General features: G+C 66.4%; 21 protein-coding genes and 1 pseudogene. 16 read left to right on the top strand and 6 right to left on the bottom strand.

The features are described from left to right. Positions 1-207 precede the first annotated feature (207 nt). The 6 genes and pseudogenes from M3A49_RS19885 to M3A49_RS19860 all read left to right on the top strand — a co-directional run. Positions 208-975, top strand: a pseudogene (locus tag M3A49_RS19885) (ABC transporter substrate-binding protein); the annotation flags it as partial. A gap of 16 nt (positions 976-991) precedes the next feature. Continuing rightward, the gene (locus tag M3A49_RS19880; protein ID WP_266230347.1) at positions 992-1,807 is read left to right on the top strand and encodes a taurine ABC transporter ATP-binding protein; all 816 of its coding nucleotides are present in this window, start codon (positions 992-994) and stop codon (positions 1,805-1,807) included. After that, positions 1,804-2,685 carry an ABC transporter permease subunit gene (locus M3A49_RS19875; RefSeq protein ID WP_266230345.1) on the top strand — a complete coding sequence of 294 codons (882 nt, stop codon included), beginning with the start codon at positions 1,804-1,806 and terminating at the stop codon, positions 2,683-2,685. Before M3A49_RS19880 ends, M3A49_RS19875 begins: the two co-directional genes overlap by 4 nt. Before the next feature lie 300 nt (positions 2,686-2,985). After that, positions 2,986-4,269: a dicarboxylate/amino acid:cation symporter gene (locus tag M3A49_RS19870; RefSeq protein WP_028201798.1), complete on the top strand. Its 1,284-nt coding sequence runs from the start codon at positions 2,986-2,988 to the stop codon at positions 4,267-4,269. A gap of 175 nt (positions 4,270-4,444) precedes the next feature. Next, a complete protein-coding gene (locus M3A49_RS19865) occupies positions 4,445-6,400 on the top strand; it encodes a sensor histidine kinase (protein WP_266230477.1) in 1,956 nt (651 codons plus the stop codon). A gap of 32 nt (positions 6,401-6,432) precedes the next feature. After that, on the top strand, positions 6,433-7,806 hold the full coding sequence (locus M3A49_RS19860; RefSeq protein ID WP_416338979.1) for a sigma-54-dependent transcriptional regulator: 1,374 nt from the start codon (positions 6,433-6,435) through the stop codon (positions 7,804-7,806). Positions 7,807-7,877: 71 nt separating this feature from the next. Here the strand turns inward: M3A49_RS19860 and M3A49_RS19855 are convergent, their stop codons facing one another. Next, entirely contained in the window at positions 7,878-8,363 is a 486-nt protein-coding gene (locus M3A49_RS19855) for a TlpA family protein disulfide reductase (protein ID WP_416338983.1), read from the bottom strand. Between the two features lie 197 nt (positions 8,364-8,560). Between M3A49_RS19855 and M3A49_RS19850 the strand changes: the two genes are divergently transcribed. Then, positions 8,561-9,157: a hypothetical protein gene (locus tag M3A49_RS19850; protein WP_266230342.1), complete on the top strand. Its 597-nt coding sequence runs from the start codon at positions 8,561-8,563 to the stop codon at positions 9,155-9,157. 420 nt (positions 9,158-9,577) lie between these two features. On the opposite strand, the gene M3A49_RS19845 is transcribed toward M3A49_RS19850, so the two are convergent. Beyond that, a complete protein-coding gene (locus tag M3A49_RS19845) occupies positions 9,578-11,215 on the bottom strand; it encodes a YifB family Mg chelatase-like AAA ATPase (RefSeq protein WP_266230340.1) in 1,638 nt (545 codons plus the stop codon). A 209-nt stretch (positions 11,216-11,424) separates the two neighbouring features. Continuing rightward, positions 11,425-11,682, bottom strand: coding sequence for an accessory factor UbiK family protein (locus tag M3A49_RS19840; protein ID WP_028201802.1), 258 nt, complete (start codon positions 11,680-11,682; stop codon positions 11,425-11,427). A 528-nt stretch (positions 11,683-12,210) separates the two neighbouring features. Here M3A49_RS19840 and M3A49_RS19835 point away from each other — a divergent pair. From M3A49_RS19835 to ptsP, 7 genes are all read left to right on the top strand, one after another. Next, positions 12,211-12,549, top strand: coding sequence for a P-II family nitrogen regulator (locus M3A49_RS19835; protein ID WP_028201804.1), 339 nt, complete (start codon positions 12,211-12,213; stop codon positions 12,547-12,549). A gap of 39 nt (positions 12,550-12,588) precedes the next feature. After that, positions 12,589-14,085, top strand: coding sequence for an ammonium transporter (locus M3A49_RS19830; RefSeq protein WP_266230337.1), 1,497 nt, complete (start codon positions 12,589-12,591; stop codon positions 14,083-14,085). A 392-nt stretch (positions 14,086-14,477) separates the two neighbouring features. Continuing rightward, positions 14,478-15,767, top strand: coding sequence for a glutamate--cysteine ligase (gene gshA, locus M3A49_RS19825; RefSeq protein ID WP_254352565.1), 1,290 nt, complete (start codon positions 14,478-14,480; stop codon positions 15,765-15,767). 135 nt (positions 15,768-15,902) lie between these two features. Next, positions 15,903-16,856, top strand: coding sequence for a glutathione synthase (gene gshB / locus M3A49_RS19820; RefSeq protein ID WP_254352564.1), 954 nt, complete (start codon positions 15,903-15,905; stop codon positions 16,854-16,856). Positions 16,857-17,293: 437 nt separating this feature from the next. Then, the gene (locus tag M3A49_RS19815; RefSeq protein ID WP_266230336.1) at positions 17,294-17,875 is read left to right on the top strand and encodes a PTS sugar transporter subunit IIA; all 582 of its coding nucleotides are present in this window, start codon (positions 17,294-17,296) and stop codon (positions 17,873-17,875) included. 85 nt (positions 17,876-17,960) lie between these two features. Further along, positions 17,961-18,230 carry an HPr family phosphocarrier protein gene (locus tag M3A49_RS19810; RefSeq protein ID WP_028201809.1) on the top strand — a complete coding sequence of 90 codons (270 nt, stop codon included), beginning with the start codon at positions 17,961-17,963 and terminating at the stop codon, positions 18,228-18,230. 213 nt (positions 18,231-18,443) lie between these two features. Then, positions 18,444-20,183 carry a phosphoenolpyruvate--protein phosphotransferase gene (gene ptsP / locus M3A49_RS19805; RefSeq protein WP_266230334.1) on the top strand — a complete coding sequence of 580 codons (1,740 nt, stop codon included), beginning with the start codon at positions 18,444-18,446 and terminating at the stop codon, positions 20,181-20,183. An 80-nt stretch (positions 20,184-20,263) separates the two neighbouring features. Here ptsP and M3A49_RS19800 read toward each other — a convergent pair whose 3' ends face one another. The 3 genes from M3A49_RS19800 to gpmA all read right to left on the bottom strand — a co-directional run bounded on the left by M3A49_RS19800 (position 20,264) and on the right by gpmA (position 23,932). Further along, positions 20,264-21,025, bottom strand: coding sequence for a HesA/MoeB/ThiF family protein (locus tag M3A49_RS19800; RefSeq protein ID WP_266230332.1), 762 nt, complete (start codon positions 21,023-21,025; stop codon positions 20,264-20,266). 176 nt (positions 21,026-21,201) lie between these two features. Beyond that, the gene (locus M3A49_RS19795) at positions 21,202-22,785 is read right to left on the bottom strand and encodes a S41 family peptidase (protein WP_266230330.1); all 1,584 of its coding nucleotides are present in this window, start codon (positions 22,783-22,785) and stop codon (positions 21,202-21,204) included. 397 nt (positions 22,786-23,182) lie between these two features. Then, the gene (gene gpmA, locus M3A49_RS19790) at positions 23,183-23,932 is read right to left on the bottom strand and encodes a 2,3-diphosphoglycerate-dependent phosphoglycerate mutase (protein WP_254352560.1); all 750 of its coding nucleotides are present in this window, start codon (positions 23,930-23,932) and stop codon (positions 23,183-23,185) included. 211 nt (positions 23,933-24,143) lie between these two features. Here gpmA and M3A49_RS19785 point away from each other — a divergent pair, with 211 nt between their 5' ends. Next, entirely contained in the window at positions 24,144-24,569 is a 426-nt protein-coding gene (locus tag M3A49_RS19785; protein WP_028201814.1) for a rhodanese-like domain-containing protein, read from the top strand. After that, the gene (gene grxC / locus M3A49_RS19780) at positions 24,566-24,826 is read left to right on the top strand and encodes a glutaredoxin 3 (RefSeq protein ID WP_028201815.1); all 261 of its coding nucleotides are present in this window, start codon (positions 24,566-24,568) and stop codon (positions 24,824-24,826) included. The genes M3A49_RS19785 and grxC overlap by 4 nt, the downstream gene beginning before the upstream one ends. Positions 24,827-24,869 lie beyond the last annotated feature (43 nt).

Raw genomic sequence — 24,869 nt, 5'->3', positions numbered from 1 at the left:
TTAGCTAACGCGGATAAGTTAGAACCGCCCGCCGCCAGACTCCCTATAGTCGGAACCTTCATTCACTCGAACGCCGTTCCGCCGGAGTCTCCCGATGAACCCTCGCGCTATCCCTGCATTCGCACGCCGCCCGCACATCGCCGTTGTTGCATTCGCCGCCGCCTGCCTCGCCAGCGCGTTCGGCGCGCCGCGTGCGCACGCCGAAACGCGAGCCCGATCGCGGCGGGCCTCTCGCAGGGCGTGGATCTCTCGCTGTTCTGGATTCTCGACAACATCAACGACGCCGAAGCGCTCGTCGCGCGCGACGGTTCGGGCGTGACGAGCATCGCGGGTCTGAAGGGCAAGACGATCGGCGTGCCATATGTCTCGACCTCGCACTTTCACGCGCTCGTCGCGCTGCAGAACGCGGGCGTGAATCCCGCCGACGTGAAGATCGTCAACCTGCGTCCGCCCGAGGTCGCGGCCGCCTGGCAGCGCGGCAACATCGACGCGACCTACATCTGGGACCCCGTGCTCGCGCAGGTGAAGAAGAACGGCAAGGTGCTGATTACTTCAGGCCAGGTGGCGAAGGCCACGGGCAAGGCGACCTTCGACGGCTTCGTGGTCGACCGCAAGTTCGCCAAAGACAACGGCGATTTCGTCGCGAAGTTCGTGAAGGTGCTGGCCGCCGCCGACGCCGATTACAGCGCGCATCGCACGGCATGGAGCGCGGCTTCGCCGCAGGTGCAGGCGGTGGCGAAGGAGTCGGGCGCGAATGCCGCCGAAGTGCCCGCGAGTCTCGCGCTTTACGCGTTCCCAACGCCCGCCGAGCAGGTCTCGAAGACATGGCTGGGCGGTGGCGCGCAGTCGGGGGCGGCGCAGTCGCTGCTCGCCACGGCCACCTTCCTCAAGGAGCAGGGGACGATCCAGAACGTGCTGCCCGACTACTCGGTAGGCGTCGATCCGCAGTACGTGCAGCGCGCCGCCGCGCATTGAACGCCAGGAGCTACGCATGAGCGCGCTCGCGATCCGCGATCTCGCCGTCATCTACGGAGGCGCGCGACGTGACGCTGCGCCGAACGTCGCGCTCGCCAACGTGAACCTCGACGTGGCGAGCGGCGAGTTCGTCGTCGCGCTCGGCGCGTCGGGCTGTGGCAAGACCACGTTGCTCAACTGCATTGCGGGCTTCATCGAGCCAGCGCTTGGCGAGGTGTGCGTGAACGGCGCGCGCGTGGAGGGGCCGGGCGCCGAGCGCGGCGTGGTGTTCCAGAAGCACGCGCTCCTGCCGTGGCTCGACGTGCTGGATAACGTCGCGCTCGGCTTGCGCTTTCGGCGCGTGCCGAAGGCGCAGCGCGAGCGTATCGCGCGCGAGCAACTCGCGCTCGTGGGCCTGGAGCGCCAAGCGCGCGAACGCGTGTATGCGCTCTCGGGCGGCATGCAGCAGCGCGTGGGCATTGCGCGCGCGCTCGCGAGCGATCCGCAGATCCTGCTGATGGACGAGCCGATGGGCGCCCTCGACGCCATGACGCGCGAGCAGGTGCAGACGCTCGTGCTCGACGTCTGGGCGCGCACGCAGAAGACGGTGTTCTTCATCACGCACAGCGTGGAGGAGGCGCTCTTTCTGGCGACGCGCATCGTCGTCATGACGCCGGGGCCGGGCCGCATCGAGCGCGAGTACGAGGTGCCGTTCGCGCGCCAGTATCTCGCCACGCGTAACGCGCGCGCCGTGAAGTCGTCGCCGGAATTCATCGCGTGGCGCGAGCGGCTGGTGGATTTGCTGCATGCGGACGCGGGCGTACACGCACACGTACACGAGGAGCCGGTATGAGCGTGCCGCACGAATCGTTGAGAGAAGTCGCGTTGAAGGCTCGCAGCGTCAATGCATCCGCTGCGCGCGAAGCGCAAACGGCGCGCTCCAAAGTCTGGCGCATGCCCGGCGAAGGCCCCACGGCTGCGCTGAGCGCGGCCTCGGTGGCGGGGCTCGCGCTGCTCTGGTGGCTCGCGACGCATCTGCACTGGCTGCCGCCGCTCTTCCTGCCGACGCCCGATGCTGTCTGGCAAGCCTTCACCGACGCGCTGCACGGCCGCATCCAGGGCGGCCTGCCGCTCTCCGAGCATTTGTTCTGGAGCGCGCTGCGCGTGTTCGGCGCGTTCCTGCTGGCCGTGGTGACGGCCGTGCCCGTCGGCATTCTGATGGGCGTGTCGCGCATCGCGCGCGGCCTGCTCGATCCGCCGCTCGAGTTCTACCGGCCGTTGCCGCCGCTCGCCTATCTGCCGCTCGTGGTGATCTGGTTCGGCATCGACGAGACGGCCAAGATCGTCGTGATCTGGCTCGCCTGCTTCGCGCCCATCGCGATGGCCGCGCGCGCCGGCGCGAAGAGCGCAAGCCTCGAGCAGATCCGTGCGGCGGCGTCGCTGGGCGGCAGCCTCGCGCAGATCGTGCGCTTCGTCGTGCTGCCCGCCGCCCTGCCCGAAATCCTCACGGGCCTGCGCATCGCCATCGGCTTTGGCTGGACCACGCTCGTGGCCGCCGAGATGGTCGCCGCCACGGCGGGCCTGGGACAGATGGTGCTCAACGCGTCGAGCTTCCTGCGCACCGACGTCGTGGTAATGGGCATCGTCCTGATCGGGCTGATTGCGTGGGGCTTCGATCTGGGCATGCGTGCGCTCGAACGGCGCCTCGTGCCGTGGAAGGGACGCGGCTAAGGCGGCCCCCGTCTTTCTGGAAATCCGAACGATCATGGGGCGCGATTCTGGAAAACCAGATTCGCGCTTTTGTTCGCTGGATAAAAATCCTTATAAATCAATGGCGCGAGCGACTGCGCTCGCTGGCATTCTCCTTGCAAATAGAAGCGCGCGGCCATCCCAGGCCGCGACAAAAAAAGAATCAAGGAGACAGCCGATGTCCGATCCCATCCTCCGGTTTCGCTGATCCCCAGTTTCGACCTGTCGCGGCCCGAACTCGCTTCGTTCGGCCATTGGCTTAACTCATTTGCAGGAACCACCGTGAAGAAACCTCTCCACAAAGTCCTCTATTTCCAGGTGATCGTGGCGATCGTCATCGGCGTGATCCTCGGCCATTACTGGCCTGCGATCGGCATCGACATGAAGCCGTTCGGCGACGCCTTCATCAAGCTCATCAAGATGGTGATCGGGCCGATCATCTTCTGTACCGTCGTGACCGGCATCGCCGGCATGGAGGACATGAAGAAGGTGGGTCGCGTGGGCGGCAAGGCGCTGCTCTACTTCGAGATCGTCTCGACCTTCGCGCTCGTGCTCGGCCTGATCGCCACGCACGTGCTGAAGCCGGGCGCGGGCTTCAACGTCGACGTCCATTCGCTCGACGCCAAGGCCGTGGCCAGCTTCGCCGAAAAGGCGCATGGCCAGAGCAGCGTCGACTTCCTGATGCACATCATTCCGGACACGATCACTTCGGCGTTCGCGCAGGGCGAGATCCTGCAGATCCTGCTGATCGCGCTGCTGTTCGGCGCCGTGCTCACGCAACTGGGCGAGCGCGGCCGCGTGGTGACCGAGTTCATCGACAGCATCTCGGGCGTGCTGTTCGGCGTCGTGAAGATCGTCACGAAGCTCGCACCGATCGGCGCGTTCGGCGCGATGGCGTTCACCATCGGCAAGTACGGCGTGGGCTCGCTGATCCCGATGCTCAAGCTCATCGGCACGTTCTACCTCACGTCGATCGTGTTCGTGCTCGTCGTGCTCGGTGCGATCGCGCGCTTCACGGGCTTCTCGATCATCCGCTTCGTTTCCTACATCAAGGAAGAGCTGCTGATCGTGCTCGGCACCAGCTCGTCGGAATCGGCGCTGCCGCAACTGATGCAGAAGCTCGAGCGCCTTGGCTGCTCGCGCTCGGTCGTGGGCCTCGTCGTGCCGACCGGCTACTCGTTCAATCTCGACGGCACCAACATCTACATGACGATGGCGGTGCTTTTCATCGCCCAGGCGACCAACACCGACCTCACGTGGACGCAGCAGCTCACGCTGCTCGCGGTGACGATGCTCACCTCGAAGGGCGCGAGCGGCGTGACCGGCGCGGGCTTCATCACGCTGGCGGCCACGCTCGCCGTGGTGCCCACCATTCCGCTCTCGGGCATGGTGCTGATCCTCGGCATCGACCGCTTCATGAGCGAGTGCCGCGCGCTGACCAACATCGTCGGCAACGGCGTGGCGACGGTCGTGGTCTCGGCATGGGAGAAGGAGCTCGACCGCAACAAGCTGCGCGCCGTGCTCTCCGGCGAGGTCGAAGAAATGAAGGAAAGCGCAGGCGCGTAAGCCGCGCTGGGCGGGCGCGCAAGCCGCGAGGCGCGCCGCCCGCCGATGTTTGTTCCTCGATGTTGCGCGGCCATGGCCGCTGGGCGGCGCGAGCGTTTCCCCTGCGTGAGCGCCGTCCGTTTTTGCCTTTCTCGCCTGACCAGGCGGCACGTTGCCTGAGTGCAGCCGCCGCGCGCTGTCCGACCCGGACGCCCCGGCGCGGCCGTGTGCCACAATCTCCCTCATCCCCCTCGACCGTCTGGAAGCCGCTCACGTGACGCGCCGCCTCATCATCCTCTTCGCGCTTGCAGCCGGCCTCGTTGCGGTCTGCGCGCTGACGTGGGCGCTCACGTGGCAGGCCGGCATCGACGCGCTGCGCCGCAACGCCGCCGTGCGCGGCGACCGCACTGCGGCTTCTCTCAAGAGCACGCTGGAACGCTACGACTCTTTGCCCTATATCGTCGGCGAGCATCCGCTCGTGCAGGACGTGCTGGTCGATCAGAGACCCGAGTGGGTGGCCGCTGCGAACCGCTATCTCGAAGACGTGAACCGCCACGCGCGCGCCACGACGACCTACATCATCCGCGCCGACGGCGTGAGCATCGCGGCCAGCAACTGGCGCGACCCCGATAGCTTCGTGGGCGCGGATTACCGCTTCCGGCCGTATTTCATCGACGCGATGAACGGCGGCGTGGGGCGCTTCTTCGGCATCGGCACGATCTCGCACGATCCCGGCTACTACGTGTCGCAGCCCGTGCGGCGCGACGGCAAGATCGTCGGCGTGGCCGTGGTGAAGCTCAATCTCGAATGGTTTCCGGGCACCGACGCCTCGGAGCCGCTGCTTGTCACCGACGATCACGGCGTGATCTTTCTCTCCTCGGTGCCCGCGTGGAAGTACCGCACGGTGCGCCCGCTGCCGCCGGCCGTGGTGGCCTCGATCGACGCCACACGCCAGTACGCGAGCGAGCCGATCGCGCCGCTGCCGACGAGCGTCGAGCGCGTGTTGCAGGGCGGCGCCGACATCGTGCGCATGGGCGCGGGCATCCGCGCGCCGCGCTACCTGGAAACGCGCCGCTCGCTCGGCGAGCCCGACTGGCATCTCGTCACCATGTCGTCGATCGACCCCGTGCTCGACGCCTCGCGCAACGCGACCATCATGACGGGCTTCGGCTACGTTTCGCTGTGCCTGTTCGGCTTCTACTGGCGCATGCGGCGCGCCCGCGTGAGGGAAGTGATGCGCAGCCGCGCGATGCTGCAAAAGGCCTACGCGATGCTCAATGAGCGTGTGGCCGAGCGCACCGCCGATCTCTCGCAGGCCAACGAGCGCCTGCAGCGCGAGGTGGCGGAGCGCACGCGCGCCGAGGCGGAACTGCGCGCGACCCAGGACGAGTTGATCCAGGCGAGCAAGCTCGCCGCGCTCGGCCAGATGGCGGCGGGCATCACGCACGAGCTGAACCAGCCGCTCGCCGCGCTGCGCAGCTTCTCGGACAACACGCGCGTGTTTCTGGAGCGCGGCCAGTACGCGGCGGCCACCGAAAACCTGAAGGCGATCGGCTCGCTCACCGAGCGCATGGGCAAGATCGTCAATCAGCTCAAGCTGTTCGTCGGGCGCGCTCGACCCAGGAGCGCCCGCGCACCGGTCGCCCGCGCGCTGCGCAATTCGCTCGCGTTGCTCGGCAAGCGGCTCGATGGCGTGCGCGTGGATCTCACGTTGACGGAAGACGGCGCGCCGCCCGTGCCGCTCGACATGGACGCCGAGTACCCGAACCTGAGCGCGCAGAGCGACGACCTGCGTCTCGAACAGGTGCTCATCAACGTGCTCGGTAATGCGCTCGACGCCGTGGCGGGCCTGCCGTCGCCGCGCGTCGCGATCGACGTTCAGGCGAGCGCCGCGACGCTCGCCATCGCGGTGAGCGACAATGGGCCGGGCATTCCCGAGGATGTGTTGCCGCGCCTCTTCGAGCCGTTTTTCACGACGAAGGAAATGGGGCAGGGGCTTGGCCTTGGACTCGCGATTTCCTCGTCGATCGCACGCGACTGCGGCGGCTCGCTCACGGCGAGCAACGTACCGGAAGGCGGCGCACGCTTCGTGCTGACGTTGCGCCGCTCGCGTGCGGATGCCGCGAGCGCGGCGCGTGCGGCGGGGTTGTGAGACTGGGTTGTGACGCTGGCTTTTGAATCAGGATGACGAACGAACATGGTGAACGCATGGTCAACACCGCGCCCGGCCGGGTGCTCTACGTAGAGGATGACGAACTCGTGCGCCGCGCGGGCGTGCAAAGCCTGCAGCTCGCGGGCTTCGACGCCGCCGGTTTCGCCAACGCGGAAGCCGCGCTGGCGATCGTCGATGCCGACTTCGCAGGCATCGTGGTGAGCGATATCCGCCTGCCGGGCATGAGCGGGCTCGATCTGCTCGCGCAATGCCACGAGCGCGCGCCCGAGGTGCCCATCATCCTCGTGACGGGCCATGGCGATATCTCGATGGCCGTGCAGGCCATGCGCGACGGCGCGTACGACTTCATCGAGAAGCCGTTCGCCTCCGAGCGCCTCATCGAAACGGTGCGGCGCGCGCTGGAGCGGCGCCTGCTCGTGCTCGAAAACGTCGCGCTGCGCCGCGAACTGGCGGGGCACAACGCGCTCGCGCCGCGCATCATCGGCAAGAGTCCGGCGATCGAACAGGTGCGCAAGCTCATCGCGAACGTCGCGCCGACGGACGCCTCGGTGCTCATCAACGGCGACACCGGCGCGGGCAAGGAACTGATCGCGCGCAGCCTGCACGAGCTTTCGCCGCGCCATGACAAACCGTTCGTCGCCGTGAACTGCGGCGCGCTGCCCGAGCCGATGTTCGAGTCGGAGATGTTCGGCTACGAGGCGGGCGCGTTCACGGGCGCGGCCAAGCGGCGGATCGGCAAACTCGAGCACGCGGGCGGCGGCACACTCTTTCTCGACGAGATCGAGAGCATGCCGCTCTCACTGCAGGTGAAGCTGCTGCGCGTGCTGCAGGACGGCGTGCTGGAGCGCCTCGGCTCGAACCAGCCGGTGCGCGCCGACCTGCGCGTGGTCGCGGCGGCCAAGGGCGACATGAGCGAGCACGTCGCGGCGGGGACCTTCCGGCGCGACCTGCTGTACCGGCTGAACGTCGTGACGATTGCGCTGCCGCCGCTGGCCGAGCGCCGCGAGGACATCGTGCCGCTCTTCGAGCACTTCCTGCTCGACGCGGCGGTGCGCTACCAGCGTCCTGCGCCGCTGCTCACCGAGCGCGACCGCATGCGGCTCGCGCAGCGCGACTGGCCGGGCAACGTGCGCGAGCTGCGCAATGCGGCGGACCGCCGGGTCCTCGGGATTCCCGACGATCTGTCGGCCGGCGCGGCGGCCGGCGCGGACGACGCGTTGCCGCTCAAGGAGCGCGTGGAGCAGTACGAACGCGCGCTGATCGCCGACGCACTTCAGCAGAGCAACGGTGCGGTCGCCCAGGCCGCCGAGCGGCTGCAGATGGCGAAGGCCACGCTGTACGAGAAGATCCGCCGCTATGGGCTGGTGGCGCGCGGCGAGGCGTAAAGCGGCACAAGGAGGCATAAAAAAAGCAGCGGGTTTCCGCTGCTTTTTTTGTTGGCTACGTGAATCGCGTATCAGGTCGCCAGCGCCTTCTGCAGCAACTGGTCGAGTTCGGCGAACTGCGGCTCGCCGACGTAGCGCTTGAGGATCTTGCCGTCGCGGCCGATCACGAACGTGGTGGGCGTGAGCTGGACATTGCCGAACTGCCTGGCCGCCGAGCCGTCGTCCATCGCCACCTTGAACGGCAGCTGGCGCGTTTGCGCGTAGTTGGCCACGTACATCGGCGCGTCGTAGTTCATCGCCACCGCGACGAACTCGAGACCTTCGCCCTTGAAGCGGTTATAGGTCTGGACCATCTTCGGCATTTCCGCCATGCAGGTGGTGCAACTCGTCGCCCAGAAGTTGACGAGATAGACCTTGCCCTTGAGGTCGTGCGTGGAGACCTTCTGGCCGGACAGAAGCGTGAAGGTCGCGTCGGGCACGCGCTGCTGGCTGCCGAAGAACGCGAAGTAGCCGGCCACGGCGATCGCGAACACGACCACCGCCGCGCCCATGCGCATGAGCGCGCCGGAACGCTTGTTCGAGGAATTCGGGGATGCAGCGGTCATGAGCCTTGCCTCGTGCGCCGAAGGACGCGGGTGTTGAGCGCAAATATTGTAGCGCCGAATTTCCCGGCATAGCGGTTGCGAGACAACATCCGGGTATGCGCCGAAGGATAATGTCGCGCACCTTTCACTTCTGTGACGAACCGCGCCCCATGGTCCTGGACATCCTTCGCCGTGCCCGTCTCCCATTGAACATTACGCTGCGCGCCTTTGTTACTGGCCGCTCGGCGACGCTTGGCGTACTCGCCGCCGCGTTCGCGTTGGCTGCCTGCTCGCCCCCTTACGACTGGCGCACGATTTCGAACGACGCGAGCGGTTATTCGATCGATCTGCCGGCCAAGCCCGACAAGGACGAGCGCCGCATCGACGTGAACGGCACGCCGATGCGCATGCGCGTGCAGACGGCCGAAGTCGCCGGCGCCGTGTTCGTGGTCGGCACGCTCGATCTGCCCGACGCGCAGCCCGCGACGCAGCAAAAGGCGCTCGAGTTCCTGCGCGCGGGCCTCGCGCGCAACGTGGGCGCGCCTGCCGAGGCGCACGCAGTGGCGGTGCCGCTCGCGGCGGGCGGCACGGTCGAGGGCGTGGAGATGCGCATGGCCGGCAACGCGGGCGCCAACGGCGAGACGCGCACGATCCACGCGCGGCTCGTCGCAAAGGGCGCGCGCGCCTACCAGGTGGCGATTGTCGGGCGCACCGAGCCGCCGGTTGAGCAGATCGACCAGTTCTTCGGATCTTTCAAGCTGTACTGAGTTTTGGGACTCCGCAGTACGCCTCGCGCCGCATGTTTCACTCACGCAGCGGCGGGCATTTGGGGGACGAAGTGAAAGTTGCGCTGCAGGTAAACACGCTAATTATCGGATTTGATTGAGGGTTTACCGGTTACCCACAGGAGCTGTGGGTAACTTTGTGGAAAACAACTCCCCGTTGGCCGGAAAGGGCCGTCCTGTGGGCGTTCTGTTAGTTTTGGCCGCTTTTCTGTAAATCCAGAAAGGCAGAAGAATCAACAGGTTATGAAAGCGGTCGCGGCGTAATGCGAACCATGCACAGAAGCGGGCGCAACACGACGAAATGTGCATAAGTCAAGTCTTGACTTCGACTTATTGGCGCTATTCACATTCCCCGCAGCGCAAAGCGGCGGCGTTCTACGGCGAAACCGGCGCGGTGCATGGCTACCGTTCGGCAAACACGCGCCGGTATTGCACGGCCTCCGCCACGTGCGCTGCTTCGGACATCGCGGCACCCGCGAGATCGGCAATCGTGCGCGCGACCTTGAGCACCCGGTAGTGCGCTCGCGCCGACCAGCCGAAGCGCTCGCCCGCTTCGCGCAGCAGCGCTTCTCCGGCGGCATCCGGCTGGCAGACTGCGTCGGTCTCGCGGCCGGTCAATTCGCGATTGGTTTTACCCTGGCGCGCCAGTTGGCGCTCGCGTGCCGCCTGCACGCGAGCGGCGATCGCAGCGCTCGGTTCGGCGTTCGTGCTCGCGCGAGCGGCCAGTTCGGCGGGCGGCAGCGCCGGAATCTCGATCTGGATGTCGATGCGGTCCAGGAGCGGCCCCGAGAGCTTACGCAAATAGCGTGCGGCGCTTTCGGGCGTGCAGCGGCAGCGACCGGCGGGGTCGCCGCGCCAGCCGCACGGGCAGGGATTCATCGCGGCGACGAGCTGACACGCGGCTGGAAAGTCGGTTTGCCAGGCGGCGCGCGAAATCGTGATCGCACCCACTTCGAGTGGCTCGCGCAGGGTCTCGAGGACGTGGCGGTCGAACTCGGGCAGCTCATCCAGAAACAGCACCCCTAAATGCGCGAGCGTGATCTCGCCCGGCTGCGGCGGATTGCGCCCGCCGATCAGCGCGGCTGCACTCGATGAATGATGCGGCGCGCGAAACGGCCGCTTGCGCCACTGCTGCGGCGTGAAGCCGGCCGCGCTGGCGGAGAGCAGGGCGGCGGAGGCGAGCGCCTCGTCGTCTGTCATGGGGGGCAGGAGCCCGGGCAGGCGCGCGGCGAGCATCGACTTGCCGGCGCCCGGCGGCCCCACCATCAACAGATGGTGGCCGCCGGCCGCCGCGACTTCGAGCGCCCGGCGCGCGCCGCGCTGGCCGACCACGTCGGCCATATCGGGGGGCGCGGCGGCCGGTGCGGCGTCGAGGGCGCTCGCGCGCACGGAGGCGAGGCGCGCCTCGGGATCGACGCCGGCAAGGTGGGCGCACAGGGAGCGCAGGTCTGCCGCGCCGTACACCGCGACATCTGGCACGAGCGCCGCCTCGGCGGCGTTTTGCGCAGGCAGATAAAGCTCGGGCATACCGGAGCGCGCTGCTTCGCCGGTTTCGGTGTCAGGAATCCGAAGGATGATGCTTTCGGCTATGGCGTCACGGCTGGACGCTGCCGCTTCGTCGACGCGCGCTGCGCGATCCCTGTGTGCGCGTGCGGTACCGCAAGCCATGGCGAACGCGCCGCGCATGGGCCGCACGGCGCCGGTGAGCGAAAGCTCGCCCGCAAACTCCCGGTGCGCGAGCGCAGCAGCCGGAAGCTGCCCGCTCGCCGCGAGAATGCCGAGGGCGATCGGCAGATCGAAGCGGCCAGATTCCTTGGGCAAATCCGCGGGCGCGAGATTGACGGTAATGCGCCTCACCGGGAAATCGAAGCCGCAGTTCGAGAGCGCGGCGCGCACGCGCTCGCGGCTTTCGCGCACTTCGAGATCGGGTAGCCCGACGATGGAAAACGACGGCAGCCCGTTGGCGAGATGGACTTCGACGGTGACTTCGGGCGCGCGGCCAGCAGCCGGCGCGCGGCTGCGCACCACGGCAAGCGACATGGGATTCTCCGGAAGGCTCGGATGCGCGAGTGGCGCGCGTTCTACGAAGCTTCGGACCGGGCTTCGTACATGTTTCGCGCGCCGTGCATGCGCCAGGCTGGTGAGGCGGATGCCTCTTTACGGTTCCATTGCGATCACGCTACGGATCGCTTTCGGCGGTGCGGCAGTGGGCTGCACTCGATTGCGCACAGGAGTGCGCAAGGAAATGATCAGGAGGACTGGCTAGTCACCGGCAGCTTCTGCTCGAGCTCGGCCACGCGTCGCTCGAGTTCTTCGAGGCGCTGGCGCGTGCGCACGAGCACCTGCGTTTGCGCGTCGAATTCCTCGCGCGTGACGAGGTCCAGCTTCGAAAAGCCTTGCGACAACATTGCGCGAACATTGCGTTCGACATCGCGCGCCGGCGAGTTCTTGAGCAGATCGCTCACGCGTGATTGCAGATCATTGAATACGTCGTTTGGTTGCTTCATTCGATTCCCCTTCGCTGCACAAAAAATGTGCAAGTTTTGTTTCGCCTGTGCCTCGCGTTGGACCGTGATCGATCTTGGTGCGAACTCGCAGGGCCACGGCCAGATGTGCGCGGAACTGGTGCGCACCGCCGGCCCGTGTGCTTCGCGCCGCATAGCGGCGGGCCACTTCCCGCCGCTATGCGGCGCCCAGCGCGGTAGCGATGCCTGAGAACACTGTAGCAACGTTCCCCCCGCCACGCCACCGCGCGCGCGCCACGCTGGCCGTTCGGCCAGGGCCTTGCGCGCCGCGCCCCTCAAGGCGCGGACCGGCATTGTCCATGGCTTTGGGCGCGCTTGCATCGAAGTCCATCACATCGGCTTCGCGCACGGGCTGAGCAAATTGGCACGGGTGTTGCTAATACTGCCCCGCGCACCGAACAACGGTTGGCTCACGGTGTGCCAGCGACGCGCCGAAACATCATGCGCCGTTCGCGAGGCGCCCGTTGCAGAAGCAAACAAAGGAATGAAGCAAACCACAGCGAGGACTACATGAAACTCATTACAGCAATCATCAAGCCGTTCAAGCTCGATGAGGCGCGCGAAGCCCTTTCGGCGATCGGCGTTTCGGGGATCACGGTGACCGAGGTGAAAGGCTTCGGTCGCCAGAAGGGGCACACCGAGCTGTACCGCGGCGCGGAGTATGTCGTCGACTTCCTGCCGAAGGTGAAGATCGAAGCCGCCGTGGCCGACGACATCGTCGAGCAGGCCATCGAGGCGGTCGAACGCGCGGCCCGCACGGGCAAGATCGGCGACGGCAAGATTTTCGTCACACCGATTGAACAAGTGATCCGCATCCGCACCGGCGAGACCGGCGCCGACGCGCTGTAAAGCTAAAGAGACCGAGACAAGAGGAAAGAGGAAACCGAGATGCGCAAACTTTTGATGTCCCTGATGATGGCCGGCTCGCTGCTGGCCGGCGGCGTCGGCGCCGCGCTGGCGGACGACGCATCCGCGCCCGCCGCGGCCTCCGCGCCAGCCACCACCGCTTCGGCACCCGATGCGTCCGCAGCCGCTCCGGCTTCGGCGCCCGCCGCCGACGCGGCTTCGGCCCCGGCAGCCGCCGCAAGCGCCCCGGCCGACGCATCGGCTGCCGCCGCAGCCGCCGCGCCCGCCGCACCGACCGCGCCGTTCTCGGTCGATTCGTCGAAGATCAACTCGGGCGACACCGCGTGGATGCTGACCTCCACCGCGCTCGTGCTGTTCATGACCATCCCGGGCCTCGCGCTCTTCTACGGTGGCATGGTCCGCAAGAAGAACGTGCTCGCGACGCTCATGCAGAGCTTTGCGATCACCTGCGTCGTCACCGTGATCTGGACGGTGGTTGGCTACTCGATCGCGTTCACGCCGGGCGGCTCGTTCATCGGCGGCTTCTCGCGCATCTTCCTTGAGGGCGTGAACTACATCAAGGGCGACAAGGCGACGACGCTGACGGTGAGCCACCTCGCGCCGACCATCCCCGAGACGGTGTACTTCGTCTATCAGATGACGTTCGCGATCATCACGCCGGCGCTCATCACCGGTGCGTTCGCCGACCGCATGAAGTTCTCGGCGATGCTCGTGTTCATGTCGCTGTGGTCGATCATCGTCTACTCGCCGATCGCACACATGGTGTGGGAGCCGACGGGCTGGCTCGCCAGCGCTGGCATCCTCGACTTCGCGGGCGGCACGGTCGTGCACATCAACGCCGGTATCGCAGGCCTCGTGTGCTGTATCGTCCTCGGCAAGCGTGTGGGTTACGGCCGCGAAGTGATGGCACCGCACAACCTCGTTCTCACGCTGACGGGCGCGGCCATGCTGTGGGTGGGCTGGTTCGGCTTCAACGCGGGTTCGGCAGTCGCGGCTGACGGCCGTGCCGGCTTCGCGATGCTCACGACGCAAATCGCCACCGCCTGCGCCGCGCTCGGCTGGATGTTCGCGGAGTGGATCGCCAAGGGCAAGCCGTCGGTGCTCGGCATCGCTTCGGGCGCCGTGGCGGGTCTCGTGGCCGTGACGCCGGCATCGGGCTTCGTCGGCGTGCTGGGCGCGATCGTGATCGGCGTGGTGGCGGGCGTGGTCTGCTTCTGGTCGGCGACCTGGCTCAAGCACAAGTTCAACTACGACGACTCGCTCGACGCGTTCGGCGTGCACGGCATCGGCGGCATCATCGGTGCGCTGCTGACCGGCGTGTTCGCGGTGAAGGACATCGGCGGCGCAGATGGCAGCGTCATCCTGCAAGCCAAGGGCGTGCTCACGACCCTCATCTACAGCGGCGTGGTGAGCTTCGTCCTGCTGAAGGTGATCGACATGGTGATGGGCCTGCGTGTTTCGGAAGAAGACGAGCGCGAAGGTCTCGACGTGGTTCTGCATGGCGAGCGCGTGGAATAAGCGCGCCGCGCTCGATGGTTTGATCTAGCAGGGCAGAAAGCAGCGACCTGGGCCCGCCGTTTCGGCGGGCCCTTTTTCTTGTGTGCGCTCAGGCGCCGGGTGTGGCTTTGCTCCCGCGGGAGGGCGCGAGGGGGAATAAGCGCCTCGTCCGCGCGTTCGCATAGTGCCCCTTCAATCCGTGTGCCCAATTGCGCCGGGTGGCGCGGGCGGTCCAGAATGGATATCCGGCATGAATATCCGCGCGCGCGGAACGCTCGATTGACCCTACCGTGCTCAAGGGATTTCATGACGGGATTCATGGGGGCAATCCCGTCTTGCATCTGGCGCAATCGTCCCCAGATAAACGACCGGTTTCCCTACAATCAAAGCATTTCGTCTGCGAGTCACCCCTTATGGTCCCGCATCTGGTTACGGCGTTGAACGGCCCGCTCCTCGAATTGGAGCAGCGCATTCTCGACGCGACGCCGGCCATCGAGCGTTGGTTCCGCCTCGAATGGCAGGAGCACACGCCGCCGTTCTACGCTTCGGTGGATCTGCGCAACGCCGGCTTCAAGCTCGCGCCGGTCGACACCAACCTGTTTCCCGGCGCCTTCCACTGCCTGCCGCAGGAAGTGCTGCCGCTCGCCGTGCAGGCGGCCATGGCCGCCATCGAAAAGATCTGCCCGGACGCCAAGAACCTGCTGGTGATTCCGGAGATGCACACGCGCAACGCGTTCTATCTGGAGAACGTCGCGCGACTCGCCACGATCATGCGCCAGGCGGGCCTGAACGTGCGCTTCGGCACGCTCGACGAAACGATCGCCGGGCCGGTCACGATCTCGCTCGCGGACGGCCAGAAGATCGTGCTCGAACCGCTCGAGCGGTCGCAGCGGCGCCTGGGCCTGAAGAACTTCGACCCGTGCTCGATTCTGCTGAACAACGATCTGTCGGGCGGCATTCCGCCCGTGCTCGAAAACCTGCACGAGCAGTACGTGCTGCCGCCGCTGCATGCGGGCTGGGCGGTGCGCCGCAAGTCCACGCACTTCTCCTGCTACGACGACGTGGCGAAGAAGTTCGCGAAGATGGTGGGCGTGGACCCGTGGATGATCAATCCGTACTTCGCGCACGTGGAAGGTGTCGATTTCGAGGCGCGCACGGGCGAGGAGCAAGTCGCCGCCGCCATCGACGCTGTGCTCAAGAAGATCGCGAAGAAGTACCGCGAGTACGGCATCACCGAAAAACCCTATGTCGTCATCAAGTCTGATGCCGGCACGGACGGCCGCGGCGTGATGACGGTGCACGACGCCTCGGAGGTCGCCGCACTCACGAAGCGCGAACGTGCGAAGATGTCGGCCACGAAGGACGGGCTCGAAGTGCACGACGTGATCGTGCAGGAAGGCGTCTACACGTTCGAGCATATCGGCGACGAAGTGGCCGAGCCGGTCGTGTACATGATCGACCGCTATGTGGTGGGCGGCTTCTACCGCGCGCACGGCAGCCGCGAGCGCGACCAGAACCTGAATGCGCCGGGCATGCACTTCGTGCCGCTCGGCTTCGAGCACACGGCGCTGCCCGACACGCGCGCGAAAGCGGGTGCGGCGCCGCCGAACCGCTTTTACATGTACGGCGTGGTGGCGCGGCTCGGCTTGCTGGCGGCCTCGGTCGAGCTGGAGAAGACCGACCCCGAAGCGATCCAGGTCTGAGCCAGCCGTCATCATTCACACAATTGAACGCAGCGCCCGCCACCGTGCGGGCGTTGCCGTCATGAAAGCTGGCACCAAACCAGGCGCCATGCCAGGCGTCAAGCAGCGACAGGACAGGGACAAGGCAGAGACGATATGGACATTCTCTTCATCGCCGATCCGCTCGAGCGGTTCAAGATCTACAAGGACTCGACCTACGCGATGATGGCCGAGGCCGCGAAGCGCGGCCACCGGCTCTTCGCGTGCGAGCCTCAGCATCTCGCATGGGTGAACGGCCAGGTGGAAGCCGACGTGCGGCGCTTCACGATCATCGGCGATACGGCGGACCTGCATCGCGAAACGTGGTTCGAAGCCACGGCCGATTCGCGCGCGCTCACCGGCTTCGACGCCGTCGTCATGCGCAAGGACCCGCCGTTCGACATGGAGTACGTCACGTCGACGTGGCTGTTGGAGATCGCCGAGCGCGCGGGCGCGAAGATCTTCAACAAGCCGCAGTCGATTCGCGATCACTCGGAAAAGCTCGCCATCGGCGAATTTCCGCAGTTCGTCGCGCCGACGCTCGTCACGCGCAGCGCGGCGCGCCTGCGCAAGTTCCATGAGGAGCACCAGGACGTGATCCTCAAGCCGCTCGACGGCATGGGCGGCATGGGCGTGTTCCGCGTGAAGGCGGATGGCATGAACCTCGGCTCGATCATCGAGATGCTGAGTCACGACGGGGCGCGCAGCGTGATGGCGCAGAAGTTCATCCCCGAAATCAAGGCCGGCGACAAGCGCATTCTGCTGATCGGCGGCGAGCCGGTGCCGTTTTCGCTCGCGCGCATTCCTCAGGGCAATGAGGTGCGTGGCAACCTGGCGGCGGGCGGACTTGGCGTCGCGCAGCCGCTCACCGAGCGCGACATGGAGATCGCCAAGGCCCTCGGCCCGACCCTCGCGGCACGCGGCCTGCTGCTCGTAGGGCTCGACGCGATCGGCGACTGGCTCACAGAGGTCAATGTCACGAGTCCGACGTGTTTCCGCGAAATCATGGAGCAGACGGGCTTCGACGTGGCCGCCATGTTCATCGACGCGCTGGAGCGCGCGGCGCCCTGAATCTGGCCTGAGTCCGGCTTCGAAGCGGGGACGGGCGCATTTGAAGCCCGCACCTGGAGCGCGGACTTGAAAGCCGCGTGTATGGCTGCATTTGCCGGATGTGGGCGCCTCGCAGGGTGGGCGCTCCATCGAGACCTTGGCTGGCGGGCAGTTTCGGACCACAAAAGGTCGAGCGCGTGCGCGGAGCCTGTGAATCGCGCGCGACATCTGTCGCCGCTGTGAGCAGAACCGCCTCGCGTGCGCGAAAATGACCCTGCTACAATGCCGCGAGCCCGCGTTCCGGGCTGGCAAGCCGGCGTCGACAAGACGTTCTGGCTGCCGCGCGGCGCGTGTTCCGACCCTGCGAGCTCACGGCTGGCTGCGGGGTTGGCGCTGCAGGACGCGATCTACGGATCGTCCGAGCATCAACCGGAGCCGTTTTTTGCAGTCAAGCTGACATGGCAGGGATTCTGATCATTGCGCACGCACCGCTCGCCACCGCGCTACGCGAGTGCATCGCGCATATCTATGGCGGTTGTCCGGCGCGCATCGGCGCGCTCGACGTGCTCCCCGACAGCGACCCGGCTGAAGTGGTCGCCAAGGCGAATTCGGAGATCGAGCGCCTGCGCGAGGACAACGGTGCGCTTGTGTTGACCGACATGTTCGGCGCCACGCCTTCGAACATCGCGGCGCGCCTCGCCACGGTGCCCGAGGTGCGCGTGCTGGCCGGCGTGAATCTGCCGATGCTGGTGCGTGCCGTGTGCTACCGCGCAACGCCGCTCGACACGCTCGTCGAAAAGGCGCTGGCCGGCGCGAGCAAGGGCGTCCAGACCATCGGCCCGACCATGCCGCCCGTTGCGAGCGCGAGCGAATGCGGCTGCCCGCCCACGCCCTGCACCGAGGCCGCGGCCGATGCGACAAAGCAGGCCGCGAATCCGGTAGCCGGCCAGAGCGCAAGCCAGCCTGCCGACGCGACGCGGGTCACCGTTTGCACCGGCGGCGTTGCGGCCGGCGTGTTCAGGCCGGCAGGCAGCACCTGAAGCGGCGGCGCGCCACCGAAAGCCAACAACAAGGCACACCGAAACAACCCAGTCACACTTCCACACACCGCGTCCGGATCGACCTATGCTGCAACAAGAAACGACCATCGTGAACAAACTCGGCCTGCACGCGCGGGCGTCGGCAAAGCTGACGCAGCTCGCAGGCAACTATCAGGCGGAAATCTGGATGAGCCGCAACGGCCGCCGCATCAACGCCAAGAGCATCATGGGGGTCATGATGCTGGCGGCAGGCATCGGCAGCACGGTGATGATCGAGACCGAAGGCCCGGACGAGGCCGACGCCATGAGCGCGCTGCTCAAGCTGATCGCCGATAAGTTCGGCGAAGGCCAGTAAGACGCGCGCGGTCGACGCGCCTTGCCCGGAACGCCGCGGTTTGCCGCGGCGTTTTTGTTTGGTGCGCGGGGAGTGCTGCACAAGGCCGCAGCCGGGCGCGAACACGCGCGCATGGCCACATTCGGCCGCGCTGGAATTTATAATCATCGCCGGGGTCTGAGAGAGCGCATTGCAGCGGTTTGCCGCAGCATCAAATAACCAGAGGAGGTGCGCGTGCCGTTCACGCTGCATGGAATTCCCGTATCACGCGGTATAGCCATCGGGCGAGCGTATCTGATCGCCCCGGCTGCACTCGACGTCGACCATTACCTCATCGAGCACGCGCAGATCGAAGACGAAATCGTGCGTTTTCGCGCGGCGCTCCAGGCCGTGGAGCACGAGCTCAACGCGCTGCGCGCCGACCTCGCCGCCGACGCCCCTTCCGAAATGGGCGCGTTTATCGGCGTCCACCTGATGATCCTGAACGACGTGATGCTCGTGCAGGAGACCATCGATCTCATCCGCACGCGCCGCTTCAATGTGGAGTGGGCGCTTACCGAACAGCTCGAACGCCTCTCGCGTCACTTCGACGACGTAGAGGACGAGTACCTGCGCGAGCGCAAGGCCGATATCGAGCAGGTCGTGGAGCGCGTGCTGAAGTCGCTCGCAGGCGCCATGCCCCATTCGCTGCACGGCGGCTGCGACGAGATGATCGTCGTCGCGCACGACATCGCGCCGGCCGACATGCTGCAGTTCAAGGGGCAAACTTTCCAGGGTTTCGTCACCGATCTGGGCGGGCGCACCTCGCACACGGCGATCGTCGCGCGCAGCCTCGGCATTCCGGCGGCGGTGGGCGTGCAGCAGGCGAGCGCGCTGATCCGCCAGGACGATCTCATCATCGTCGACGGCGACCATGGCGTCGTGATCGTCGATCCCGCGCCCATCGTGCTCGAGGAGTACACCTACCGGCAAAGCGAGATGGCGCTTGAGCGGCGCAAGCTACAGCGCCTGAAGTTCTCGCCCACGCAAACGCTGTGCGGCGCGAAGATCCAGCTCTACGCGAACATCGAGCTGCCCGACGACGCGCAGGCCGCGCTCGACTCGGGCGCGACGGGCGTGGGCCTCTTTCGCACCGAGTTCCTGTTCATGAACCACAAGAACCACTTGCCGGAAGAGGAGGAGCAGTACGCCGCCTACCGCCGCGCGGTGGAGCTCATGAACGGGCTGCCCGTGACGATCCGCACGATCGACGTGGGCGCGGACAAGCCGCTCGACGCCATGAATGCGAGCGACGGCTACGAGACGGCCGCGAACCCGGCGCTCGGCCTGCGCGCGATCCGCTGGAGCCTGTCCGAGCCGCAGATGTTCCTCACGCAGCTGCGGGCGATCCTGCGCGCCTCGGCGTTCGGTTCGGTCAAGATCCTGATTCCGATGCTCGCGCACGCCCAGCAGATCGACCAGACGCTCGACCTGATCCGCGAGGCGAAGCGTCAGCTCGACGACGCCGGCCTCGCCTACGATCCCAACATCCAGGTCGGCGCGATGATCGAGATTCCGGCGGCGGCGCTCGCGCTGCCGATGTTCCTGCGCCGGCTCGATTTCCTCTCGATCGGCACCAACGACCTGATTCAGTACGCGCTCGCCATCGACCGGGCCGACAATGCGGTGGCCGACCTGTACGATCCGCTGCATCCGGCCGTGCTGCAGTTGGTCGCGCATACGCTGCGCGAGGCGAAGCGCGCGGGCGTGCCGGTTTCGGTGTGCGGGGAGATGGCCGGCGACCCCTCGTTCACGCGTTTGCTGCTCGGCATGGGTCTCACCGAGTTTTCGATGCACCCGAGCCAGTTGCTCGTGGTGAAGCAGGAGATCCTGCGCTCGCAGCTCAAGACGCTGGAAAAGCCGGTGGCGGAGGTGCTGGCCGCATACGAGCCCGAGGAACTGCAGGCGGCGCTGCAGCGTGTTGCGCAGGCCTGAGCGGTCACCCACACTGACGCGAAAATGCAAAAAGCCCCGGCATGTCCGGGGCTTTTTACTTGCCTTGGCTCGCGCGGGCTTCAGGCGTGCCGGTGACGCTCGCCGCACACCGGGCAGTCCGGCTGGCGCGCCACGCGCATCGTGTTCCACTCCATGCGCAGCGAGTCGAGCATCATGAGCCGCCCGACGAGTGTCGCACCGATGCCGCCGATCACGCGCAGCGCCTCGGCAGCCTGCATCGCGCCGATGATGCCCACCGTGGGCGCGAACACGCCCATCGTCGAGCACGCGACTTCCTCGAATGGCTGATCTTCGGGAAACACGCAGGCGTAGCAGGGCGAGGCGTCGTCGCGGAAGTCGAAGGTGCTGATCTGGCCGTCGAAGCGCAGCGCCGCGCCCGAGACGAGCGGCACGCCGAGCTTCACGCACGCGCGGTTGATGGCGTGGCGCGTGGCGAAGTTGTCGGTGCAGTCGAGCACGACCGTCGCGCCCGGCACCTGGGCGTCGAGCCACGCATCGTCGATGCGCGTTTGCAGCGCGTTCACCTTCACCTCGGGATTCAGGCGCGCGATGGCGTCGCGGCCCGACTCGACCTTCGCGCGGCCGACCGACGCCGTCTCGTGCATGATCTGCCGCTGCAGGTTGGTGAGGTCGACGGTGTCGTTGTCGACGAGCGTGAGCGTGCCCACGCCCGACGCCGCGAGGTACATCGCCGCCGGCGATCCCAGGCCGCCCGCGCCCACGACGATCGCATGCGCGTCGAGAAAGCGCTGCTGCGCCTCGATGCCGATCTCGTCGACGAGGATATGGCGGGAATAGCGAAGGAGTTGGTCGTCGTTCATCGCGATGCGCTGGTTCGATGGCGCTGCGATGGACCTCGAGGGCCTGGATGGCCCTGAATGGGGAAGCGAGCGCCGGGGAAATACCGTGCCGTTATTGTAACGACGCCAGCGGCTGGAGGAGGGGCGGCCTCGCGACCGGCGCACAAGACGCGCGGGTCGCGAGGCGGTACGGCGTGTTACTTCGCCGGAGCCGGAGCGGAGGCCGGCGCGGCAGCGGAGCCCGGAGCCGGCGCCATGATGAGGGCGCCCGGCTTCACGGCGATCGGCGCGGAAGCCGAGGTAGGCGGCTTCTGCTGCGCGAGGCGGCGCTCCATCGGCGACTTCGATTCGGCCACCGGCTTGCCCTGGAGCTTGTTCAGCGCCTGCTGAAGCATGTAGTCGTCGGTGGAACCGAACTCGACCGGCTTGCGCTCGCGATCCTTCTGGCGCTGCTCCGGCGTCTTCTTGTCGTTCTGCTCTTCGAGCTGACGCAGCATGTCCATGCGCTCCTGCTCGCGCACTTCCTGCTCCTTCTTCTCGTCCGGATCCTGCGTGTTGGCGAGGTGGTTCTGGTAGTCCACTTCGCGCGTGACGAGTGCGTCGTCCGGATCGCCGTCGGCGTACTGGTCGACCGCGATATCAGGACGGATGCCCTTGTTCTGGATCGAGCGGCCGCTCGGCGTGTAGTAGTACGCCGTGGTCAGGCGCAGCGCCGTGTCGGCCGTCATCGGGCGCACGGTCTGCACCGAGCCCTTGCCGAACGTCGTCTTGCCGGCGATGAGCGCACGCTTCGAGTCCTGCAGCGCGCCCGCCACGATTTCCGAGGCCGACGCCGAATAGGCGTTGGTCAGCACGACCATCGGCACGGTCTTGAACTCGGCCGCCTCGCCCTTGAGCGGGTCGCCGTCGAACGACGGCAGGCGGTAGTTCTCGTAGGTGTCGCGGTAGACCTGCTTCGAGTCCGGGATCTGGCCGTTCGTCGAGACGACGACCGAATCCGGCGGCAGGAACGCGCCCGCCACGCCCACGGCGCTTTGCAGCAGGCCGCCGCCGTTGTTGCGCAGGTCGAGGATGATGCCCTTGAGGTTCGGCTCCTGGCGCGCGATGTCTTGCAGCTTCTGGGCGAGGTCGGGGACCGTGCGCTCCTGGAAGCTCGTGACGCGGATATACGCGTAACCCGGCTGCAGGATCTTCGACTTCACGCTCTGCACCTTGATGATGGCGCGCGTGATGGTGAGCGGGAAGGTGCGGTCGTCGGTCTTGCGGAAGATCGTGAGCGTGACCTTGGTGCCCGGGTCGCCGCGCATCTGCTTGACCGCCTGGTCGAGCGTCATGCCGCGCACCGGCTTGTCGTTGATACGCGTGATGAGGTCGCCCGGACGGATGCCGGCGCGGTACGCGGGCGTGTCTTCGATCGGCGAGATGACCTTGATCAGGCCGTCTTCCGACGAGATTTCGATGCCGAGGCCCGCGAAGCGACCCTTGGTCTGCTCCTGGAGTTCCTGGTAGTCGGTCTTGTCGAGATACGACGAGTGCGGGTCGAGGCTCGACACCATGCCCTTGATGGCGGCGGTGAGGAGCTTCTTGTCATCCACCGGCACGACATACTCATGCTTGATTTGACCGAACACTTCGGCGAAGAGCCTCAGCTGGTCGAGCGGCAGCGGTTCTACGACCGTCTGCTGGGTTTGCTGCGCCTCGGCGGAAATCTGCAGGGTGGCAAATACGCCGGTCGCGAGGCCAGCGGCGATCAGGCCGATGTTTTTCAGGTTCTTTCGCATAGAGTATGTTGCGTGCGGTCGGAAAGGCGCGTGGCAGCGTCTATTGGAAAAGCGACGGACAAGTATAACTGCACACCCGCCGTGGCTGTGTATATGGCGCGTACGATGGGACTAAGACAGTGCTGCAGCCGCCAGGTTCGCAAACCGTGTGCCGTAATTTCGCTTCTGGCGCGATGCTGGCGGGGCGCTGGCAAACCTGCCAGCCAGGCCTAAAAAAGGCAGAAAAGGGGAATGTGCAACCAATTGGCAGGCGGCCAGAGCGGTCGGGGCGAAGCCGCAGGGCGCCCGCGTGGCGGGAGGGCATGGCACGAAGCACAGCCGCCGGCCCGACGGACCGGCGGCTGCCTGAATCGACAAGGCACCGCCAGGGGCGGCCGATGCCGGGCGGCGCTAAGCGTCAGCCCGCCTTCTTGCCCTGGTTCGCAACGGCGGCCTGCGCCTTCGCGATGGCTTCTGCGTCGCCCAGATAGTAGTGCTTGATGGGCTTGAGGTTCTCGTCCAGCTCATAGACGAGCGGCACGCCGTTCGGGATGTTCAGGCCGACGATGTCGTCATCCGAAATGTTGTCGAGGTACTTCACGAGCGCGCGGATCGAATTGCCGTGCGCGGCGATCACCACCTTCTTGCCCGCCTTGATGGCCGGTGCGATCGACTCGTTCCAGATCGGCAGCACGCGCGCGACCGTGTCCTTCAGGCACTCGGTGAGCGGCAGTTCCTCGCGCGGCACCCTGGCGTAACGCGGGTCGTTATACGCCGTGCGCGAGTCGGTCGGCTCGAGCGCCGGGGGCGGCGTGTCGTAGCTGCGGCGCCAGACCAGCACCTGCTCGTCGCCGAATTTGGCCGCCGTTTCGGCCTTGTTCAGGCCCGAAAGCGCACCGTAGTGACGCTCGTTCAGGCGCCACGAGTGGACTACGGGCAGGTACATCTGGTCCATCTGGTCCTGCACGTGCCAGAGCGTGCGGATCGCGCGCTTGAGCACCGAGGTGTAGGCGATGTCGAACGTGTAGCCGGACTCCTTGAGCAGCTGCCCAGCCTGCTGCGCTTCGCGGTTGCCCTGCTCGGTGAGGTCGACGTCCACCCAGCCGGTGAAGCGGTTTTCCTTGTTCCACGTCGATTCGCCGTGACGGATGAGTACGAGTTTGTACATGAGGATGCCGGTCGGTAGTGAAGGAAGCGGTAATCGGGGACGGGAGACGCAACGCGGCAGCAGCGCCATGGCGACGGTCCAGTCCGGCGGGCTGCACGCCCGGGCTGGGGGGCGGTAACCCTGCGACAAACGGTTATTTTATAATGAGCGGATTGTCCGAATCCGATTTCGCACGATTTCTCCGACTTTCCCTTTTTCCGGCGGACCCTCCGTGACGTTCTTCACCAATTACATCAACCTTGTACTCATCGCGATCGTCCTCATCTCAGGAGGGTTGCTCCTGTGGCCGACGCTCAAGCGCGGCGGCCGCGGCGGGGTTTCCACCGCCGAGGCGACGCAGCTCATCAACCGCCGCAACGCGGTGGTGGTCGACCTGCGTCCCGCGGGTGAATTCGCGAAGGGTCATCTGCCCTCGGCGCGCCAGGTCGAATTTGGCGAACTCGAGGCGAAGATCGGCCAGCTCGTGAAGAACAAGAGCAACCCGGTGTTGCTGGTCTGCCAGACGGGCCAGCAGTCGCATAAGGCGCTGCGCCTCGTGAAGGACGCCGGTTTTGCCGAAGTCCACGTGCTGGACGGTGGCGTGAACGCCTGGCAGCAGGCCGGAATGCCGGTCGTGAAACAAGGAGGTTCGAAGTGAGCAAAGTGGTCATGTACAGCACCCAGGTGTGCCCGTATTGCCAGATGGCCGAGCGTCTTTTAAAGTCGCGCGGCGTCGAGCAGATCGAGAAAGTGCTGATCGACCGGGACCCGGCGCGGCGCGAAGAGATGATGACGCGCACCGGCCGGCGTACCGTGCCGCAGGTTTTCATCGGCGAGACGCACGTGGGCGGTTACGATGACCTCTCCGCGCTCGACCGTGCGGGCGGCTTGATGCCGCTGCTCGAAGCCGCCTGAGGTTACAGGCGGATTCAAGGCCTGATTCGCAGCCCGATAGCCG

It is taken from the genome of Paraburkholderia sp. CNPSo 3076, from assembly GCF_026343935.1.
Lineage (GTDB): Bacteria > Pseudomonadota > Gammaproteobacteria > Burkholderiales > Burkholderiaceae > Paraburkholderia > Paraburkholderia nodosa.
Note: the sequence above shows the minus strand (reverse complement) of the source record. Positions and strands in the feature narration are given on the sequence as shown.

Coding starts and splice junctions, on each gene's coding strand:
- M3A49_RS19880 (WP_266230347.1), top strand. CDS start 992: ATGAGCGCGCTCGCGATCCGCGATCTCGCCGTCATCTACGGAGGCGCG.
- M3A49_RS19875 (WP_266230345.1), top strand. CDS start 1,804: ATGAGCGTGCCGCACGAATCGTTGAGAGAAGTCGCGTTGAAGGCTCGC.
- M3A49_RS19860 (WP_416338979.1), top strand. CDS start 6,433: ATGACGAACGAACATGGTGAACGCATGGTCAACACCGCGCCCGGCCGG.
- M3A49_RS19855 (WP_416338983.1), bottom strand. CDS start 8,363: ATGCGCATGGGCGCGGCGGTGGTCGTGTTCGCGATCGCCGTGGCCGGC.
- M3A49_RS19850 (WP_266230342.1), top strand. CDS start 8,561: ATGGTCCTGGACATCCTTCGCCGTGCCCGTCTCCCATTGAACATTACG.
- M3A49_RS19845 (WP_266230340.1), bottom strand. CDS start 11,215: ATGTCGCTTGCCGTGGTGCGCAGCCGCGCGCCGGCTGCTGGCCGCGCG.
- M3A49_RS19840 (WP_028201802.1), bottom strand. CDS start 11,682: ATGAAGCAACCAAACGACGTATTCAATGATCTGCAATCACGCGTGAGC.
- M3A49_RS19835 (WP_028201804.1), top strand. CDS start 12,211: ATGAAACTCATTACAGCAATCATCAAGCCGTTCAAGCTCGATGAGGCG.
- M3A49_RS19830 (WP_266230337.1), top strand. CDS start 12,589: ATGCGCAAACTTTTGATGTCCCTGATGATGGCCGGCTCGCTGCTGGCC.
- gshA (WP_254352565.1), top strand. CDS start 14,478: ATGGTCCCGCATCTGGTTACGGCGTTGAACGGCCCGCTCCTCGAATTG.
- gshB (WP_254352564.1), top strand. CDS start 15,903: ATGGACATTCTCTTCATCGCCGATCCGCTCGAGCGGTTCAAGATCTAC.
- M3A49_RS19815 (WP_266230336.1), top strand. CDS start 17,294: ATGGCAGGGATTCTGATCATTGCGCACGCACCGCTCGCCACCGCGCTA.
- M3A49_RS19810 (WP_028201809.1), top strand. CDS start 17,961: ATGCTGCAACAAGAAACGACCATCGTGAACAAACTCGGCCTGCACGCG.
- M3A49_RS19800 (WP_266230332.1), bottom strand. CDS start 21,025: ATGAACGACGACCAACTCCTTCGCTATTCCCGCCATATCCTCGTCGAC.
- M3A49_RS19795 (WP_266230330.1), bottom strand. CDS start 22,785: ATGCGAAAGAACCTGAAAAACATCGGCCTGATCGCCGCTGGCCTCGCG.
- gpmA (WP_254352560.1), bottom strand. CDS start 23,932: ATGTACAAACTCGTACTCATCCGTCACGGCGAATCGACGTGGAACAAG.